A 16,898-nucleotide genomic window follows, 5' to 3' on the forward strand; every position below is an offset into this window, starting at 1 on the left:
TTTTGAATTCTTCAGTGAAATTTTTGGCTGACATAAACACTCCTTCATTAAGCCTCTATTATGAGGCAAAAAAGTGTCTATAAAACCCGGGTCTATTCAATCATCAAATCACGGCTGACATAGTCATGGATGGAATCGGCGTAAGCTATAGCTTCACGCAGCCCCTTGGCACCGTCCAACTCCAAAGCCAGATCTGAACGCAACATTTCTTCAATATCTTCGCCAATATTCAACTTGCCGAGGTCCTGCAAGTTCGGAATACCTTCCAAAAATAAAATGCGTTCGATGTAACGATCTGCATGCTTCATTTCGTCGATCGACTCGTGGTATTCCTTATCATTGAGGCGAGTTAAACCCCAGTTCTTGAACATTCGGGCATGCAGGAAATATTGATTGATGGCAACCAGCTCGTTGCCGAGCAGTTTGTTGAGGTGAGCAATGATCTTTTTATCGCCTTTCATAGGTAACTCCTCCTGGCCAGTTCTAAAAGTGTAGAAGCTGAAAGCCAAGAGTCAAAAAATAACCTTACCTTTAGTTAGGCAACTTCGTGCATATGGATAATGGTTCCGCTTTCCTCCACCATAATCTGTCTCGCCTGGCGAATGCACTTTCCACAATCGGTACCAATAGGTACAAGTTCACGCAGTTGTTTCATGGTATGCGGATTGTGCTGACGCACGGCCTTGCGGATCGCTTTGTCAGTCACGGCATTACACAGACATACATACATAGAGAGACTCACTTCTTAACCAATGCTGTAAGTCTAAATAGGAATACTTTTTATTTCAATTAAGATTTGGAAAAATTGCATAAAAAAAGGGCACCGGAGTGCCCTCTTTTTGTGTCGAAAAATTATTCGCGATTAAGCGATAACTTTAGCAACAACACCAGCGCCTACAGTACGGCCGCCTTCACGGATTGCGAAACGCAGACCGTCGTCCATCGCGATTGGGTGAATCAGGGTAACAACCATGTTCACGTTATCGCCAGGCATTACCATCTCAACGCCTTCTGGCAGTTCGATGGTACCGGTCACGTCAGTTGTACGGAAGTAGAACTGTGGACGGTAGCCTTTGAAGAATGGAGTGTGACGACCACCTTCTTCTTTGCTCAGGATGTACACTTCTGAGTCGAATTTGGTGTGTGGCTTGATAGAACCTGGTTTAGCCAATACCTGACCACGTTCGATGTCTTCACGCTTGATACCGCGCAGCAGAACACCAACGTTCTCACCAGCACGGCCTTCGTCCAGCAGTTTGCGGAACATTTCAACGCCGGTACAGGTAGACTTAACGGTGTCTTTGATACCAACGATTTCAACTTCTTCGCCAACTTTAACGATACCGCGCTCAACACGACCGGTAACAACGGTACCACGACCGGAGATGGAGAATACGTCTTCGATTGGCAGCAGGAACGGCTTGTCGATAGCACGCTCTGGTTCTGGGATGTAAGAATCCAGGTAGCCAGCCAGCTCGATGATTTTAGCTTCCCACTCAGCTTCGCCTTCCAGTGCTTTCAGCGCTGAACCACGAACAACCGGCAGGTCATCACCAGGGAAGTCATAAGCAGACAGAAGTTCACGAACTTCCATTTCTACCAGTTCCAGCAGCTCTTCATCATCAACCATGTCGCATTTGTTCATGAATACGATGATGAAAGGAACGCCAACCTGACGACCCAGCAGGATGTGCTCACGGGTCTGAGGCATAGGGCCGTCAGTCGCAGCAACGACCAGGATAGCGCCGTCCATCTGAGCAGCACCGGTGATCATGTTTTTAACGTAGTCGGCGTGCCCTGGGCAGTCAACGTGCGCATAGTGACGGCTTGGGGTGTCATATTCAACGTGAGAAGTGTTGATGGTGATACCACGAGCTTTTTCTTCTGGCGCGTTATCGATCTGGTCGAAAGCACGTGCAGAACCGCCGTAGGTTTTAGCCAGAACGGTGGTGATTGCTGCAGTCAGGGTAGTTTTACCGTGGTCAACGTGGCCGATAGTACCAACGTTAACGTGCGGTTTGGAACGTTCAAATTTTTCTTTAGACACGGCTATATTCCTTACTCTTATGCTCTCCCCTCATGGAGAGAGCACTGATCAATGTGTTAAACCCGAAAGCTTATTTACCACGGGCTTCAATAACGGCCTGAGCGACGTTGTTCGGCGCATCATCGTACTTCAGGAACTCCATGGAGTAAGAAGCACGGCCTTTGGTCAGAGAACGCAGTTGAGTTGCGTAACCGAACATCTCGGACAACGGAACTTCAGCGTGAATCTGAACGCCAGTAGCGTTGGATTCCTGACCTTTCAGTTGACCACGACGACGGCTAAGGTCACCGATGACGTCACCAGTGTTCTCTTCCGGCGTTTCAACTTCAACCTTCATGATTGGCTCAAGCAAAACAGGTTTCGCTTTCTTAAAGCCATCTTTAAAGGCGATAGAAGCGGCCAGTTTAAACGCCAATTCGGAGGAGTCAACATCGTGGTAAGAACCGAAATGCAGACGCACACCGAGATCAACTACCGGGTAACCCGCCAGCGGACCAGACTTAAGCTGCTCCTGGAGGCCTTTATCAATGGCACCGATGTATTCCGTTGGGATTACACCACCTTTAATGTCATTGATGAACTCGTAGCCTTTCGGATTTGAGCCCGGCTCCAGTGGGTACATGTCGATAACAACGTGACCATACTGACCACGACCACCAGACTGCTTGGCGTGTTTACCTTCGACATCGGTAACTTTCGAACGAATCGCTTCACGGTAAGCAACCTGAGGTTTACCCACGTTTGCTTCAACGTTGAATTCACGACGCATACGGTCAACCAGGATGTCCAGGTGAAGTTCACCCATACCTGCGATGATAGTCTGACCTGATTCTTCGTCAGTCCATACGCGGAATGATGGATCTTCCTTCGCCAGACGGCCCAGAGCCAGACCCATTTTTTCCTGGTCAGCTTTGGTTTTTGGTTCAACTGCAACGGAGATTACCGGCTCAGGGAACTCCATACGCTCCAGAATGATCACGTTGTTCGGATCACACAGAGTGTCACCGGTAGTCACGTCTTTCAGACCGATAGCTGCAGCGATGTCGCCTGCGCGAACTTCTTTGATCTCTTCACGCTTGTTAGCGTGCATCTGAACGATACGGCCCAGACGTTCACGCTGAGATTTCACTGGGTTAAATACAGTGTCACCTGAGTTAACAAGACCGGAGTAAACACGGAAGAACGTCAGGTTACCCACGAATGGGTCAGTTGCGATTTTGAACGCCAGAGCAGAGAACGGCTCAGCATCGTCAGAACGACGAACTGCTGGAGTGTCTTTACCGTCATCCAAAATACCGTTGATTGCTGCAACGTCAGTTGGTGCTGGCAGATACTCAACAACAGCATCCAGCATTGCCTGTACGCCTTTGTTTTTAAACGCAGAACCACAGGTAACCAGGATGATTTCGTTGTTCAGAACGCGCTTACGCAGAGAAGTTTTGATCTCTTCTTCAGTCAGCTCTTCGCCACCAAAGAATTTCTCCATCAGCTCATCAGAACCTTCAGCAGCGGACTCAACCAGCTTCTGACGCCATTCTTCAGCCAGTTCTTGCATATCAGCCGGGATCTCTTCGTATTCGAAGGTCACGCCCTGATCGGCTTCGTTCCAGTTGATGGCTTTCATTTTCACCAGGTCAACAACACCGGTGAATTTCTCTTCTGCGCCGATAGCCAGCTGCAGAGGAACCGGAGTTGCGCCCAGACGTTTTTCAATCTGATCAACAACTTTCAGGAAGTTAGCACCCATGCGGTCCATTTTGTTAACGAACGCGATGCGTGGAACTTTATATTTGTTAGCCTGACGCCATACGGTTTCAGACTGTGGCTGAACGCCACCAACTGCACAGTAAACCATTACCGCGCCATCAAGAACACGCATGGAACGTTCTACTTCGATGGTGAAGTCAACGTGTCCTGGGGTGTCGATGATGTTGATGTGGTGTGCGTCGAACTGCTTAGCCATACCAGACCAGAAACAGGTAGTCGCAGCGGACGTGATGGTAATACCACGTTCCTGCTCCTGCTCCATCCAGTCCATGGTAGCAGCGCCGTCGTGCACTTCACCGATTTTGTGGTTTACACCGGTGTAGAACAAAACACGTTCGGTAGTGGTCGTTTTACCGGCGTCGATGTGAGCGCTGATACCGATGTTACGATAGCGCTCAATGGGTGTTTTACGAGCCATTTGATTCCTCTATTGCCTTAGGCGTTCAAGTTCAGTTAACCCAAGCGGGTTGGCTTCTTGAAGCGCCCGCTTGGTTAGCATAACTACTGCGTGGCAATTACCAGCGGTAGTGGGCGAACGCCTTGTTGGCTTCTGCCATACGGTGAACGTCTTCACGTTTCTTAACAGCAGAACCTTTGTTCTCAACTGCATCAGAAAGTTCGTTCGCCAAGCGCAGAGCCATGGATTTATCACCGCGTTTACGAGCAGCATCAACGATCCAGCGCATTGCCAGAGCATTACGACGGACCGGGCGGACTTCAACTGGTACCTGATAAGTAGAACCACCAACGCGGCGCGACTTAACTTCTACAGTCGGGCGAACGTTGTCGAGAGCTACTTCGAAAGCTTCCAGGTGATCTTTACCAGAACGCTGAGCCAGGGTTTCCAGCGCGGTATAGACGATTGCTTCTGCAGTAGATTTTTTACCATCTACCATCAGGATGTTTACAAATTTGGCCAACAGTTCGGATCCGAACTTAGGATCTGGAAGGATTTTACGTTGGCCGATTACGCGACGACGTGGCATGGAAATACTCCGTTGTTAATTCAGGATTGTCCAAAACTCTACGAGTTTATTTTGACATTAAAGTGAAAATGTTTGGCCTTACTTAACGGAGAACCATTAAGCCTTTGGCTTCTTCACGCCGTACTTGGAACGAGCTTGCTTACGGTCTTTAACACCGGAGCAGTCAAGTGCACCACGGACGGTGTGGTAACGCACACCTGGCAAGTCTTTTACACGACCGCCACGGATCAGGATCACGGAGTGTTCCTGCAGGTTATGACCTTCACCGCCGATGTAGGAGGTGACTTCAAAACCGTTAGTCAAACGCACACGGCATACTTTACGCAGTGCGGAGTTTGGTTTCTTAGGAGTGGTGGTATATACGCGAGTACATACGCCACGTTTCTGCGGGCAAGCTTCCAGCGCTGGAACGTTGCTTTTAGCAGCCTTCACAGAGCGTGGTTTGCGTACCAGCTGATTAATTGTTGCCATTAAAAAGCTCCTGGTTTTTGCTTCGTTTGTTGCTTCGTAAACATGTGATAAATCCCCCCGTATGCACTACAGGCAAAGTACGGGACGCAGAATTTTATGGCTGAGCAGTAGAGGTGTCAAGAAATATACAACATTACTCTCATCACCAGGACATTTGGCTGCGATGCTTTTCGGTTAATTCAACGAAGTGATTATAGCCGATGACAGTGATTTTGTGCGAAAAATGACCAATCAGGCCTCTGGCCTCCAGGTCATCTTGCAGTGCATAAAGGGATATGGGGGCGTTAAGCAGTAATTCAAGATGCGCACTGCCGACCAGACCAGCCAGCACGCCGTCCTGTAACAGCAGCAGGTCGTCGCCCGCTGCCGTCAGGCGCAGCAACGCAGGCAAATCGCATTGAGTGGGGGAACGGCTAAGGGTATACAGCATCAGGATTTCCTAAAAAGTCATCACCGCATCATAGCCGGCCAATTGCTGGCGCAGCGCGTCCGGCGCCAATACCTCTGCGTCCAGCACCCAGTCAGTCACCTGACTCAGACCGCGTTCCTGCAGGGATGCCTGGCACAGATAACAGCGTTCAACGTCATACAACGGCAGTACGCCAAAGGTGGCAATGTAATTGCGAGCCAGAATTTTTTCCGGTTGCTGCCCCGGCAATAGCTGTAATACGCCGTCACCGATAAAAAACACGCCCAGATCTTCGCTCAGCGCCGAGGTGGCCAGTAACGCATCAAGCCCTTCCCTGCCGCCGGCGTTGCCGTGGGGCCCCTGGGTAAAAACAAAAGCAACTCGTTTCATAAATTATCTCAGAACTGCACCAGGCGGTCACTGCTCAGCGCAGCCTCGGCCAGTGAGCCTAACCCGCTGAGGATAAAACCCGGCTGTAGGTTTGCCGCAGGCAGGCCCTGCTGCGCAGCCTCCTGTTCATCTGTTACCCCACGTCGCAATGCAGCTGCAACGCAGACATTGAGCTCGATGCCATGCAACTGCGCCAATTGTGTCCAGCCGCGTACCAAATCAAACTCATCACCGGCAGGCGCCGTCAATTGGTTGGCGTTCAACACCCCTTCACGGTAAAAAAACACGCTGGAGAGGCGGTGTCCTTTCGCCAACAGGGCCAGAGCAAACTGATAAGCGCTACTGGCCTGCTGGGTGCCATACGCCGGACCGGTGACCAAAAGGCAGTAATCCAGCATCAGCGGTCAGTTCCCAACAGGTCGCCGCTTTTGAACTGGCGGATGTACAGATAAACGGTGTGCTTGGAGATATTCAGACGATCCGCCACCTGATTAATCGCATCTTTGATATCAAAAATGCCCTTTTCATAGAGGTTCAGCACCACCTGACGATTTTTGGCATTGTTGGAAACATTGCGATCGGCATTAACTTCTTCGATGGTGAACTCCAGCGTTTGTGCCACCAGATCGTCAACGGAGGACGCAAAGTTGACCGAAGGGGCCACTTCCTGGGTTTCCGGCGGCATAAATGTCTGCATCACCTGCGAGAAAGGTACGTCGAGGTTCATGTTGATACACAGCAGGCCGATCACTCGCTGCTCGCGATTGCGGATGGCGATAGTCACCGACTTCATCAGCACACCGCTCTTGGCACGAGTAAAATAGGCCTGCGATACGCTACTGTCATTGCCGGCCATGTCATGCAACATGCGCAGCGCCAGATCGGTAATCGGCGAACCGATTTGCCGCCCGGTATGCTCACCGTTGGCAATACGTACCGCCGAGCATTTCAAATCTTCCAATGCGTGCAGCACGATTTCACAGTGCCCGCCGATCAACATCGCCAGGCCATCAACTACCGCTTCGTAAGACTTCAAAATTTCATGATCCGTTTGGGTAAACGGACGTTCGTTCAGCAAATCAAGTTCGCTGGCTTCGCTGGATAAAAGCGAATTAGACATCGAAAATACCACCCTCAAAGATCGCCTGTGCCAGGGGGCGCAGCTAAAACTGCTCGTGCGGGTTCCCTTCCACAGGCGGCTCCCCTGTGATTATGCAGGGTGGGCTGGCTGATATCAGTCTGAAACAGCACGACGTGCGTCCGCCGGCCTTAACGACCAGGAACAGTTTTAGGTACACGCCCTAAGGGGCAGGCGCATGACTTATAAGTCCGGACAAATAGTCTAGCAAAACAGCCAGAGTAAAGTCCTTGCGTTTGCGCGTGGTATTGACGTTAAGCCCGATGCCCGGCAGGCGTCAAGCGATCAGTGGGGGAGGAGGTGAAAGTTACGCCTGATTTGGCAGGCTGAAATGAACACCGCCGCGAAGAATGTTCGCGGCGGTGTAAGGACTCAGGCAGACTTACTGCGCTTTGGCATCAGCCGCTGCGTCAGCCGGTTTTTCAGCCTTGGCATCCGCTTTCGGCGCGGCTTTCACATCCAGCAGCTCAACGTCGAACACCAGAGTGGAGTTAGCCGGAATACCCGGGACGCCAGTTTTACCGTAGGCCAGCGCCGGTGGGATAACCAGCTTGATTTTGCCGCCTTTCTTGATGTGTTTCAGGCCTTCAGTCCAGCCTGGGATCACACCGTCCAGACGGAACGACAGTGGCTCACCACGGGTGTATGAGTTATCAAACTCGGTACCGTCGGTCAGGGTGCCCTTGTAGTTCACCACAACGGTATCGCTGTCTTTAGGCGCCGCGCCGGTACCTGGCTTCTCTACCTGATACAGCAGGCCAGACTCGGTTTTCTTCACGCCTTTTTCTTTAGCGAAGGTATCACGGTACTTGGTGCCTTTCGCTTCGTTATCTTTCGCGTCCTGCTCCATCTTCGCCTGGGCGGAAGCCTTCACGCGTGCTTCAAAGCTTTGCAGGGTTTTTTCGATATCTGCATCGTTCAGCTTGCTCTTGTTGGCAAAAGCGTCCTGAACGCCTGAGATCAACTGGTCTTTATCCAGTTTAATGCCCAATTTTTCTTGCTCTTTCAGCGAGTTGTCCATGTAACGGCCCAGGGATGCACCCAGTGCGTAAGCCGCTTGCTCGTCATCGTTCTTGAACTTGCCAGTGCTTGGTGCCGCATCAGCCGCTTTAGCCGCTTCTGCTGGTTTAGCTGCATCAGCAGCCATAACCTGGGTCGCATTCAAAGCAAAAGCCATAGTGGTTGCCAGAAGCGTGACTTTAAACAAAGATTTCATCCATTTCTCCAGTGTCTGAAGCGATGCCCCAAACAATCATTAAGTAAGATAACCGGGCTACTATAGCTGTCCGAAACAAAACAAAACAGTCACACAGGTAACCAATCGAGTCAAAGTGTGACTCCAGCTTTAAACAGAAGTTTCCTTTAATGTGCTACCCGTATGATAAATCAGATTTTTCCATCATCCGACGCCCAACGGTAACAAATCCGCCCATGGTAAGCGCTCTATTTTTCAGCACTTTACACAGTGCTCTGACGCGTTCGGTTATCGCCCCCGCGAAACGGGGTGAAATAGCGCAGCGCAAAGCCGGCGGCAGCTGTTAACATAGCGTCAGATTCAGGATTAAACCGCGTCAGAGGTAGCACCATGCACAACGCCGATAACCACAGCCTGTTACTGCGGCTGGAAGAGCTGGAGAGCCGCCAGGCCTTCCAGGAAGTCACCATCGAAGAGCTTAATCAGATCGTGGTGCAACACCAGTTTGAAATGCTGAAATTACAAGAGCACCTGCGCGTGCTGACCGATAAACTGCGCTCTAGCCAAACGTCGATGATCGCTTCGCAGTCGGAAGAAACACCGCCGCCGCATTATTGATGAACCATAAAAAAGGGCAGCCCCAGGGCCGCCCTTTTTTTGCCGTTACAGCATTGCGATTAGTGGCAACCGCAACCGCCGTTACCGCAACCGCCTTTCTTGGCTGGAGCCTGGTCGTGTGCATGGTCATGATCGTGGTCATGGCCATGACCGCCACAGCAGCCTTCACCGTGTTCATGGTCGTGGTGATGATCGTGCTCGCCATGTACGTGGCCGTGCGCCAGTTCTTCAGCGGTAGCTTCACGGATCGCGACAACTTCCACGTTGAAGTTCAGGTTCTGGCCCGCCAGCATGTGGTTACCGTCAACCACTACGTGGTCGCCGTCCACTTCGGTGATTTCGACCGGCACTGGGCCCTGATCGGTATCAGCCAGGAAGCGCATACCCACTTCCAACTCGTCAACGCCCATAAAGACGTCTTTCGGCACGCGCTGCACCAGGTTTTCGTCGTAGTTGCCGTACGCATCGTTAGCGCCAACATTCACATCAAAACGATCGCCTGCTTCGTGGCCTTCGAGTGCTTTTTCCAGACCCGCAATCAGTGAACCATGCCCATGCAGATAGTCCAGCGGCGCACTCACCGGAGACTCATCAACCAAAACACCGTCTTCTGTACGTACTTGGTAAGCCAGGCTGACCACCAAGTCTTTTGCTACTTTCATGATATCTCCTACCGTTGGATACTTGGACGCAACCGTCATGGGGGCCGCGCCTTAACCGGACAGATTGTATCGGAAATCTTTCCCGCTGTACCCTTCAGCATAAAAAATCGCGCCCGATAACGCTACTCCGGATGGAAAATACCGATCACCTGCTCCTGCGGCCGGACGTGCTTTTCCACCTGTTCTTCGGTCTGTCGCTGGTGATGGCCGCACTTGACGCACTCCACTACTTCGACCTGGTCTTCACGCCAAACTGCCAGCGTATCCATAGCCTTACAGCTCGGGCAAACCGCTCCGGCGATAAATCTTTTACGTGTTGCAGACATCTCAGTACTCCAAATTATTCGTATTCATCCCAGCCGTCGAACTGGCGACTCTCTTTTTGCATTTCTCGGTGGAAAAGTTCTTCCAACTCACGCCGCGCTTCTTTTACGCGGGAAATTTGCGCCACATCGCCGTGATGCGGCGGCATCAATTCACGCAGCATACGCATGTCGAGCCGGCGGAAGTGCTGTTGCGCACGATAGGCCTGATGCGGATGCATACCCAACTCCATCAGTGCCTTTCGCCCCAGTTCCAGCGCGCTGGAGAAGGTTTCGCGGCTGAACTGCTTGACCCCGGCCTGCAGCAATTCGTGCGCTTCAACACGACCGCGTGCCCGCGCCAAAATGCTCAGATCGGGGAAATGCTGCTGGCACAGACGCACAATCTCCATGGTGTCTTCCGGCTCGTTACAGGTGATCACGATCGACCTGGCCTTCGCCGCACCGGCCGCACGCAGCAGCTCCAGTTCGGTGGCGTCGCCGTAATAGACCTTGTAACCGTAGCGGCGCAGCACGCCAACGGCGCTGACATCGCGCTCCAATACGGTGATGCGCATCTTGTTGGCCATCAGCAACCGGCCGATCACCTGACCAAAACGCCCGAAGCCGACAATGATCACCTGCGGGTCATCGTCCTCCACATACGGTGTCTCTTCGTCTTCATCCCGGGCGTTGTATCGCCGTACCAGAATACGGTCAATAATTTGCATCAACAGCGGCGTAGTCATCATCGACAAGGTCACCACCACCAGCAACAGCGCGAGTTGATCGGACTGCAGCACCTTCTGCGTGCCCGCCGCCGAAAACAGTACGAAGGCAAACTCTCCGCCCTGGCTAAGCACGCCGGCAAACTGCAAACGTACCGAACTGCGCAGGCCAAAAATACGCGACAGCGAATACAGGACCCCCGACTTGATCGCCACCAGCAGCACCACGCCCAGCAGCACTTCGGCCAGATGGGTATAGAGTACGCCGATATTCAGCGCCATGCCCACCGAGATAAAGAACAACCCCAGCAGCAGCCCCTTGAACGGCTCGATTGAAATCTCCAGCTCATGGCGATATTCACTCTCCGCCAGCAACACGCCGGCGATAAAGGTGCCGAGCGCCATCGACAGGCCGAGCGCATCCATAAACAGCGCCGCCCCCAACACCACCAGCAGAGCGGCAGCGGTGAAGATTTCACGTACCCCGGAAGAGGCGATATAGCGGAACAGTGGCCGCAACAGGAACCGCCCACCAATCAGCATGCCGCCGAACGCCGCCACCTTGAGTGCAATTTGTGCCCAGTCGTCACTGCTGCCACCGGCCCCGGCGAGGATGGGGATCAGCGCCAGCGCCGGGATCACCGCCATATCCTGGAACAGCAGCACCGAAAACCCCAGCTGGCCGCCCTCATTGCGGTTCATGCCCTTCTCGCGCATCAGCTGCAACGCCATGGCGGTTGACGACATCGCCAGCCCGATACCGCCTATCACGGCGGCCTGCCAGGCAAAATGAGTCAGGTAAAGCAGTGCCCCCAGCACCGTGGCGGTAATCAGCACCTGCCCGGCACCGACGCCAAAGATTGAACGCCGCAATTCCCACAGCTTGCTTGGGTTCAGCTCCAGCCCGATGATAAACATCAGGAACACCACGCCCAGTTCGGAGAAGTGCAGGATCTCGTCGACGTCGCGAATGAAGCCCAACCCCCAGGGGCCGATGGCAATGCCGGCGATCAGGTAGCCCAATACCGCGCCAATACCCAGGCGGCGTGCAATCGGCACCGTGACCACCGCAGCGAACAGAAACAGTAAAATTGCGGTCAGTAAGGTTGAGCCTTCCATGTTTACCTCCCTCCGTGTGGCAGCGGGTTGCGCAGCCAGTCGCCATACGCCGTGGCATGGCTTTCCAGCACCTCCGGCTTCTGTCGACGCGCCCAATACACCAGCATCGGCGTCAGCCAGTGCATATGGCACATGGCGGCGGTCAACTCAAACGGGCGCAAAATATCTTCTATCGGATAGCGGTTATAACCGCCGGTACGGTAGGCTCCCTCCGGTTCACCGGTGGTGATCACCGAACGCCAGTACTTTCCCGCCAGCGCATTGCCCCCCATGCCGCTGGCAAAACCACGCGACAGCACGCGATCCAGCCATTCTTTCAGCAGGGCCGGGCAACTGTAGGTATAAAGAGGATGTTGAAAAACAATGACCTGATGTTCACGCAGCAGTTGTTGTTCGTGGTGAATATCAATAAAAAAATCAGGATAGTGCGCGTATAAATCGTGCACGGTGACATGTTCCAACTGCTGTGCCGGTCGAAGCAAAACCCGATTCGCGACCGAGTCCTGGGATTCCGGATGGGCATACAGCAGCAAGACCTTCGGCGGCTGCGACATCATTCCCCTCCAAAGCGTCGTCAGGGTAGCGGTTTTCCGTTACCATGCTCCGCAAAGACTAATAATAGGACAGTCTGCGTCCTGTTAACTTAGAACTCACTCAATTTAACATACTCTGAACATACGGCACTTTATGATTGTATTTTCCTCGCTACAAATCCGACGCGGCACCCGCGTCCTGTTGGACAACGCCACGGCGACGGTTAATCCAGGTCAGAAGGTCGGCCTGGTGGGTAAAAACGGCTGCGGCAAATCCACGCTGCTGTCATTGCTGAAGGGCGAGATGGCCGCGGACGGCGGCAGTTACACCTTTCCAAGCAACTGGGCCCTGGCCTGGGTTAACCAGGAAACACCGGCGCTGGACGTACCTGCGCTTGAGTATGTGATCGACGGCGACCGCGAATTCCGCCAGCTTGAAGCCGAATTGCAGGTGGCAAACGATAAAAACGACGGCCACGCCATCGCCACCCTGCACGGCAAACTGGATGCTCTTGATGCCTGGACCATCCGTTCACGCGCCGCCAGCCTGCTGCACGGCCTGGGCTTTTCCAACGAACAGTTGCTTAATCCGGTTCGCGCCTTCTCGGGCGGCTGGCGCATGCGTCTGAACCTGGCACAAGCGCTGGTCTGTCGTTCAGACCTGCTGCTGCTCGACGAACCCACCAACCACCTGGATTTGGACGCGGTGATCTGGCTGGAACGCTGGTTGAAAAGCTACCCAGGCACGCTGGTGCTGATTTCGCACGATCGCGATTTTCTTGATCCGATCGTCGATAAGATTCTGCATATCGAACAAGAAACCATTAACGAATATACCGGTAACTACTCCTCGTTCGAACGTCAACGTTCGACCAAGCTGGCACAGCAGCAGGCGCTGTACCAGAACCAACAGGAGAAAGTGGCGCATCTGCAAAGCTATATTGACCGCTTCCGCGCGCAGGCCACCAAGGCCAAGCAGGCGCAAAGCCGTATTAAAATGCTTGAACGCATGGAGCTGATTGCACCGGCCCACGTCGATAACCCATTCAGCTTCAGCTTCCGCCAGCCGGAAAGCCTGCCGAATCCGCTGCTGCGCATGGAAAAGGTCAGCGCCGGTTATGGCGACAAGGTGATCCTGAACTCAATCAAACTGAACCTGGTGCCCGGCTCACGCATCGGTCTGCTGGGCCGTAATGGCGCCGGTAAATCCACCCTGATCAAAATGCTGGCCGGTTCACTGGAGCCGCTGAGCGGTGAGATTGGTCTGGCGAAAGGCATCAAGCTGGGCTACTTCGCCCAGCATCAGCTGGAGTTCTTGCGCGCCGACGAATCCCCGCTGCAGCATCTGAGCCGCATCGCCCCGCGGGTGCTGGAGCAGCAGTTGCGCGACTACCTGGGCGGCTTTGGCTTCCAGGGCGATAAGGTTACCGAGATTACCGAACGTTTCTCCGGTGGCGAAAAGGCGCGGTTAGTGCTGGCGCTGATTGTCTGGCAGCGCCCTAACCTGCTGCTGCTTGATGAACCGACCAACCACCTGGATCTGGATATGCGTCAGGCACTGACCGAAGCGCTGATCGACTTTGAAGGCGCATTAGTGGTGGTTTCGCACGACCGCCACCTGTTGCGCTCCACTACTGACGATCTCTATCTGGTGCACGATGGCCAGGTGGAAGTGTTCGACGGCGATTTGGACGACTATCAGCAATGGCTGGTTGACCTGCAACGCCAGGAAAACCAGCAGGACGCGCCGGACAAGGAAAACAACGCCAACAGCGCGCAAGCCCGTAAAGATCAGAAACGTCGGGAAGCCGAGTTCCGTAGCCAGACTCAGCCGCTGCGCAAGCAGATCGCCAAGCTGGAACAGCAGATGGAAAAACTGAGTGCCGAACTGGCGGCGGTGGAAGAGAAGCTGGCGGACTCCGCGTTGTACGACATCAGCCGCAAGGCCGATTTAACGCTTTGTCTGCAGCAGCAAAGCCAGGCCAAATCCGCGTTGGAAGAAACGGAAATGACCTGGCTGGATGCGCAAGAGCAGTTGGAACAGTTCACCAACGAGTTTGACCTTTAAGGCCTCTGCCCTTACGCCTTGTAGAAAGGTTTATCCCCCAGAATGGTCGCGCGGTGCATAATGCGCCGCTGCGGCAGATAATCCGCGTTGGCGTAATGCTGCGTCACGCGGTTATCCCAGATGGCAATGTCATTTTCCTGCCAGCGCCAACGCACCTGAAACTCCGGCTTGGTGATGTGGGCGAACAGGAAATTCAGCAGCGCGTCGCTTTCCTTCGGTGCCAGATCAACAATACGCGTCGTAAAACCTTCATTGACGAACAGGGCCTGCCGGCCGCTGACCGGATGCGTGCGCACTACCGGATGCAGCAAGGGTGGGTTTTTCTGTACCGCTGCCTGCCAGCGCTGGCGTTCGTCTTCACTGCCGCGATGCTTGTGTTCCGGGAATGACTTGGTGAAGTCATGCTCCGCCTTCAGCCCGGCCAGCAATTGCCTGAACGGCTCAGACAGCGCTTCATAGGCCGCAATACCACTGGCCCACAGCGTATCGCCACCGGTGGAAGGCAGGGTTTTCGCCGCCAGAATCGCCCCCAACGGCGGGTTTTCGATAAAGGTCACGTCGGTATGCCAGTTATCGTTGTCCGGCGGATTATGGTCATGGGTATCCAGCACGATAATCTCTTTCACCTCGGCGGCTTGCGGATAGACCGGGTGGATATGCAGGTCGCCGAAGCGACCGGCCAAATTCCGCTGTTGCAACGGCGTGATCGGCTGATTACGCAGAAACAGCACCTGATGTTTCAGCAACGCATGGTAGAGCTGTTCGAATTGGCCGTCCCCCAAGGGACGTGCCAGGTCAACGTTTTCCACCAGCGCACCGATATAAGGCCCCAACGGGGTGATACTTAAACGTTCGTTCATTGGTTTACTCCGTGCCACGGGGTCAATCGGCGCTGCAAGGCGCGTAACCCCAGCTCCAGCCCAAATGCAATTATCGCAATCACACCGATCCCGGCCAGCACCACATCGGTAGCCAGAAACTCACCGGCGGATTGCACCATAAATCCCAGGCCACGGGTGGCGGCGATCAGTTCTGCGGCCACCAGCGTCGACCAGCCGACCCCCAGCCCAATTCGGATGCCGGTTAAAATCTCCGGCAAGGCGCTAGGCAGCACCACAAAACGCAGCAACTGCCAACGGTTTGCCCCAAGCGCACGGGCGGCCCGCACGCGAACCTGCGCCACACTGCGCACACCGGCTACGGCAGACAGCGTCACCGGGGCGAAGATCGCCAGATAAATCAGCAAGATTTTCGAGGTTTCGCCGATGCCGAACCAAATCACCATCAGCGGTAAATAGGCCAGCGGCGGCACCGGGCGGTAAATCTCAATCAACGGATCGAGAATGCCGCGCACCGTATCGTTCAGCCCCATGGCGATACCCACCGGTACACCGATAATCACCGCTGCCAACAGCGCCACCAGAATACGCCCCAGGCTGGCGGCCAAATGCTGCCATAGCGTGGCGTCCATAAAGCCTTGCGGGCTGGCGATGGTAATCAGTTGATGCAGCACCTGCTGCGGTGCCGGCAGGAATAACGGGCTGATCAGGTTCAGCGCGGTCACGCCCCACCAGATGGCCAATACCACCAGCAGGGTGGCGCTGCTTAGCCAAACATTACGCGGCACGCTAAAACGGCGCGTCGGTGCTGCAGCCTGCGGCTGAGCCACCTCTTTGAGAGCGGAGTGCAGACTCATAACAAGGCCTCGCGCTGTTGAAAGACCTTGCCCAGCACATATTCGCGCTGCGCGATAAATTCAGGGTCGGACTTAATCGAACGGCAGGGCTCCCCGTCGGCATAGCGCTGGCCAAAGTTAAGCGTCAGGCGCTCCACCACCTGCCCCGGTCCCGGCGACAGCAACAGCAGTTCACTGGCCAGAAACACCGCTTCTTCAATATCATGGGTGATCAGCAGCACCTGTTTGCCGGTATCACGCCAAATGGTCAACAGCAGTTCCTGCATTTGCTCGCGGGTAAATGCATCCAGCGCGCCAAACGGCTCATCCAGCAACAACAGGCGCGGATCGGCAGCCAGGGCACGGGCAATCCCTACCCGCTGACGCATGCCGCCGGAGAGCTGCCAGATAAAGTGCTGTTCATAGCCGGCCAATCCGACGCGTTGCAACATCTCTTTTGCCACCTGACGTCGCTGCTGTTTGCCGACACCGGCCAGTTGCAAACCAAACTCCACGTTATCCACCACGTTGCGCCACGGCAGTAAACCCTCATGCTGGAACACCACGCCCCGCTCGGCTCCGGGGCCGCTAACGGTCGTTCCATCAAGCGTGATGCTGCCAGCTGAAGGCTCAATAAACCCGGCGATCAAATTCAGGAGCGTGGTTTTGCCACAGCCCGAAGGCCCGAGCACCACCACCAGTTGCCCGGCGGCAATCTGGAAAGAGACGTCGCGCAGCGCGGGGCGGCCCTGATACTCTGCTGAAAGGTGATTAACGTTTAACATTCTGC

The 16,898-nt window shown here is 54.2% G+C and carries 19 protein-coding genes and 1 pseudogene; 2 read left to right on the forward strand and 18 right to left on the reverse strand.

What is annotated here, in order from left to right:
• Positions 1-95: 95 nt before the first annotated feature.
• The 11 genes and pseudogenes from bfr to fkpA all read right to left on the reverse strand — a co-directional run.
• A pseudogene (bfr, locus tag OCH02_RS18200) lies at positions 96-461 on the reverse strand (bacterioferritin); the annotation flags it as partial.
• A gap of 74 nt (positions 462-535) precedes the next feature.
• Entirely contained in the window at positions 536-730 is a 195-nt protein-coding gene (gene bfd, locus OCH02_RS18205; protein ID WP_017894251.1) for a bacterioferritin-associated ferredoxin, read from the reverse strand.
• A 132-nt stretch (positions 731-862) separates the two neighbouring features.
• Positions 863-2,047 (reverse strand): elongation factor Tu, encoded by a 1,185-nt coding sequence (tuf, locus tag OCH02_RS18210; protein WP_012147227.1) that lies wholly within the window; start codon positions 2,045-2,047, stop codon positions 863-865.
• 70 nt (positions 2,048-2,117) lie between these two features.
• Positions 2,118-4,232 carry an elongation factor G gene (fusA, locus tag OCH02_RS18215; RefSeq protein ID WP_261432408.1) on the reverse strand — a complete coding sequence of 705 codons (2,115 nt, stop codon included), beginning with the start codon at positions 4,230-4,232 and terminating at the stop codon, positions 2,118-2,120.
• Positions 4,233-4,329: 97 nt separating this feature from the next.
• On the reverse strand, positions 4,330-4,800 hold the full coding sequence (gene rpsG / locus OCH02_RS18220; RefSeq protein WP_012147229.1) for a 30S ribosomal protein S7: 471 nt from the start codon (positions 4,798-4,800) through the stop codon (positions 4,330-4,332).
• Positions 4,801-4,896: 96 nt separating this feature from the next.
• Entirely contained in the window at positions 4,897-5,271 is a 375-nt protein-coding gene (rpsL, locus tag OCH02_RS18225; protein WP_004930426.1) for a 30S ribosomal protein S12, read from the reverse strand.
• A 142-nt stretch (positions 5,272-5,413) separates the two neighbouring features.
• Complete coding sequence (gene tusB, locus OCH02_RS18230; protein ID WP_261432409.1) at positions 5,414-5,701, reverse strand: sulfurtransferase complex subunit TusB; 288 nt, start codon at positions 5,699-5,701, stop codon at positions 5,414-5,416.
• Positions 5,702-5,710: 9 nt separating this feature from the next.
• Positions 5,711-6,070, reverse strand: a complete 360-nt coding sequence (gene tusC / locus OCH02_RS18235) for a sulfurtransferase complex subunit TusC (RefSeq protein ID WP_261432410.1) — start codon at positions 6,068-6,070, stop codon at positions 5,711-5,713.
• 8 nt (positions 6,071-6,078) lie between these two features.
• Complete coding sequence (gene tusD, locus OCH02_RS18240; RefSeq protein WP_261432411.1) at positions 6,079-6,468, reverse strand: sulfurtransferase complex subunit TusD; 390 nt, start codon at positions 6,466-6,468, stop codon at positions 6,079-6,081.
• Positions 6,468-7,190 carry a transcriptional regulator gene (locus tag OCH02_RS18245; protein WP_261432412.1) on the reverse strand — a complete coding sequence of 241 codons (723 nt, stop codon included), beginning with the start codon at positions 7,188-7,190 and terminating at the stop codon, positions 6,468-6,470. The genes tusD and OCH02_RS18245 overlap by 1 nt, the downstream gene beginning before the upstream one ends.
• 400 nt (positions 7,191-7,590) lie before the next feature.
• On the reverse strand, positions 7,591-8,424 hold the full coding sequence (gene fkpA, locus OCH02_RS18250; protein WP_012147234.1) for an FKBP-type peptidyl-prolyl cis-trans isomerase: 834 nt from the start codon (positions 8,422-8,424) through the stop codon (positions 7,591-7,593).
• A 369-nt stretch (positions 8,425-8,793) separates the two neighbouring features.
• Between fkpA and OCH02_RS18255 the strand changes: the two genes are divergently transcribed.
• A complete protein-coding gene (locus OCH02_RS18255) occupies positions 8,794-9,021 on the forward strand; it encodes a SlyX family protein (protein ID WP_012147235.1) in 228 nt (75 codons plus the stop codon).
• 59 nt (positions 9,022-9,080) lie between these two features.
• On the opposite strand, the gene slyD is transcribed toward OCH02_RS18255, so the two are convergent.
• From slyD to kefG, 4 genes are all read right to left on the reverse strand, one after another.
• Positions 9,081-9,683 carry a peptidylprolyl isomerase gene (gene slyD, locus OCH02_RS18260; protein WP_012147236.1) on the reverse strand — a complete coding sequence of 201 codons (603 nt, stop codon included), beginning with the start codon at positions 9,681-9,683 and terminating at the stop codon, positions 9,081-9,083.
• A gap of 122 nt (positions 9,684-9,805) precedes the next feature.
• Positions 9,806-10,009, reverse strand: coding sequence for a YheV family putative zinc ribbon protein (locus OCH02_RS18265; protein ID WP_012147237.1), 204 nt, complete (start codon positions 10,007-10,009; stop codon positions 9,806-9,808).
• 14 nt (positions 10,010-10,023) lie between these two features.
• Complete coding sequence (kefB, locus tag OCH02_RS18270; protein WP_261432413.1) at positions 10,024-11,832, reverse strand: glutathione-regulated potassium-efflux system protein KefB; 1,809 nt, start codon at positions 11,830-11,832, stop codon at positions 10,024-10,026.
• Positions 11,833-11,834: 2 nt separating this feature from the next.
• Positions 11,835-12,386, reverse strand: a complete 552-nt coding sequence (gene kefG, locus OCH02_RS18275) for a glutathione-regulated potassium-efflux system ancillary protein KefG (RefSeq protein WP_012147239.1) — start codon at positions 12,384-12,386, stop codon at positions 11,835-11,837.
• Between the two features lie 133 nt (positions 12,387-12,519).
• Between kefG and OCH02_RS18280 the strand changes: the two genes are divergently transcribed.
• Entirely contained in the window at positions 12,520-14,433 is a 1,914-nt protein-coding gene (locus OCH02_RS18280; RefSeq protein ID WP_017894257.1) for an ABC transporter ATP-binding protein, read from the forward strand.
• A gap of 11 nt (positions 14,434-14,444) precedes the next feature.
• Here the strand turns inward: OCH02_RS18280 and tauD are convergent, their stop codons facing one another.
• From tauD to tauB, 3 genes are read right to left on the reverse strand one after another with little or no spacing between them, the layout of a single operon-like run.
• Positions 14,445-15,293: a taurine dioxygenase gene (tauD, locus tag OCH02_RS18285; protein WP_261432414.1), complete on the reverse strand. Its 849-nt coding sequence runs from the start codon at positions 15,291-15,293 to the stop codon at positions 14,445-14,447.
• On the reverse strand, positions 15,290-16,129 hold the full coding sequence (gene tauC / locus OCH02_RS18290) for a taurine ABC transporter permease TauC (RefSeq protein WP_261153342.1): 840 nt from the start codon (positions 16,127-16,129) through the stop codon (positions 15,290-15,292). Before tauC ends, tauD begins: the two co-directional genes overlap by 4 nt.
• Positions 16,126-16,893, reverse strand: a complete 768-nt coding sequence (tauB, locus tag OCH02_RS18295) for a taurine ABC transporter ATP-binding subunit (protein WP_261432415.1) — start codon at positions 16,891-16,893, stop codon at positions 16,126-16,128. Before tauB ends, tauC begins: the two co-directional genes overlap by 4 nt.
• Positions 16,894-16,898: the final 5 nt, after the last annotated feature.

It is taken from the genome of Serratia quinivorans (assembly GCF_946227985.1).
Taxonomy (GTDB): domain Bacteria; phylum Pseudomonadota; class Gammaproteobacteria; order Enterobacterales; family Enterobacteriaceae; genus Serratia; species Serratia quinivorans_A.

Excerpts from the sequence above, each read along its gene's own strand:
- bfd (WP_017894251.1), bottom strand. The coding sequence starts at position 730 with ATGTATGTATGTCTGTGTAATGCCGTGACTGACAAAGCGATCCGCAAG.
- kefG (WP_012147239.1), bottom strand. The coding sequence starts at position 12,386 with ATGTCGCAGCCGCCGAAGGTCTTGCTGCTGTATGCCCATCCGGAATCC.
- kefB (WP_261432413.1), bottom strand. The coding sequence starts at position 11,832 with ATGGAAGGCTCAACCTTACTGACCGCAATTTTACTGTTTCTGTTCGCT.
- tusB (WP_261432409.1), bottom strand. The coding sequence starts at position 5,701 with ATGCTGTATACCCTTAGCCGTTCCCCCACTCAATGCGATTTGCCTGCG.
- OCH02_RS18280 (WP_017894257.1), top strand. The coding sequence starts at position 12,520 with ATGATTGTATTTTCCTCGCTACAAATCCGACGCGGCACCCGCGTCCTG.
- slyD (WP_012147236.1), bottom strand. The coding sequence starts at position 9,683 with ATGAAAGTAGCAAAAGACTTGGTGGTCAGCCTGGCTTACCAAGTACGT.
- tusD (WP_261432411.1), bottom strand. The coding sequence starts at position 6,468 with ATGCTGGATTACTGCCTTTTGGTCACCGGTCCGGCGTATGGCACCCAG.
- tusC (WP_261432410.1), bottom strand. The coding sequence starts at position 6,070 with ATGAAACGAGTTGCTTTTGTTTTTACCCAGGGGCCCCACGGCAACGCC.
- OCH02_RS18245 (WP_261432412.1), bottom strand. The coding sequence starts at position 7,190 with ATGTCTAATTCGCTTTTATCCAGCGAAGCCAGCGAACTTGATTTGCTG.
- rpsL (WP_004930426.1), bottom strand. The coding sequence starts at position 5,271 with ATGGCAACAATTAATCAGCTGGTACGCAAACCACGCTCTGTGAAGGCT.
- tauC (WP_261153342.1), bottom strand. The coding sequence starts at position 16,129 with ATGAGTCTGCACTCCGCTCTCAAAGAGGTGGCTCAGCCGCAGGCTGCA.
- rpsG (WP_012147229.1), bottom strand. The coding sequence starts at position 4,800 with ATGCCACGTCGTCGCGTAATCGGCCAACGTAAAATCCTTCCAGATCCT.
- tauD (WP_261432414.1), bottom strand. The coding sequence starts at position 15,293 with ATGAACGAACGTTTAAGTATCACCCCGTTGGGGCCTTATATCGGTGCG.
- tauB (WP_261432415.1), bottom strand. The coding sequence starts at position 16,893 with ATGTTAAACGTTAATCACCTTTCAGCAGAGTATCAGGGCCGCCCCGCG.
- OCH02_RS18255 (WP_012147235.1), top strand. The coding sequence starts at position 8,794 with ATGCACAACGCCGATAACCACAGCCTGTTACTGCGGCTGGAAGAGCTG.
- OCH02_RS18265 (WP_012147237.1), bottom strand. The coding sequence starts at position 10,009 with ATGTCTGCAACACGTAAAAGATTTATCGCCGGAGCGGTTTGCCCGAGC.
- fkpA (WP_012147234.1), bottom strand. The coding sequence starts at position 8,424 with ATGAAATCTTTGTTTAAAGTCACGCTTCTGGCAACCACTATGGCTTTT.
- fusA (WP_261432408.1), bottom strand. The coding sequence starts at position 4,232 with ATGGCTCGTAAAACACCCATTGAGCGCTATCGTAACATCGGTATCAGC.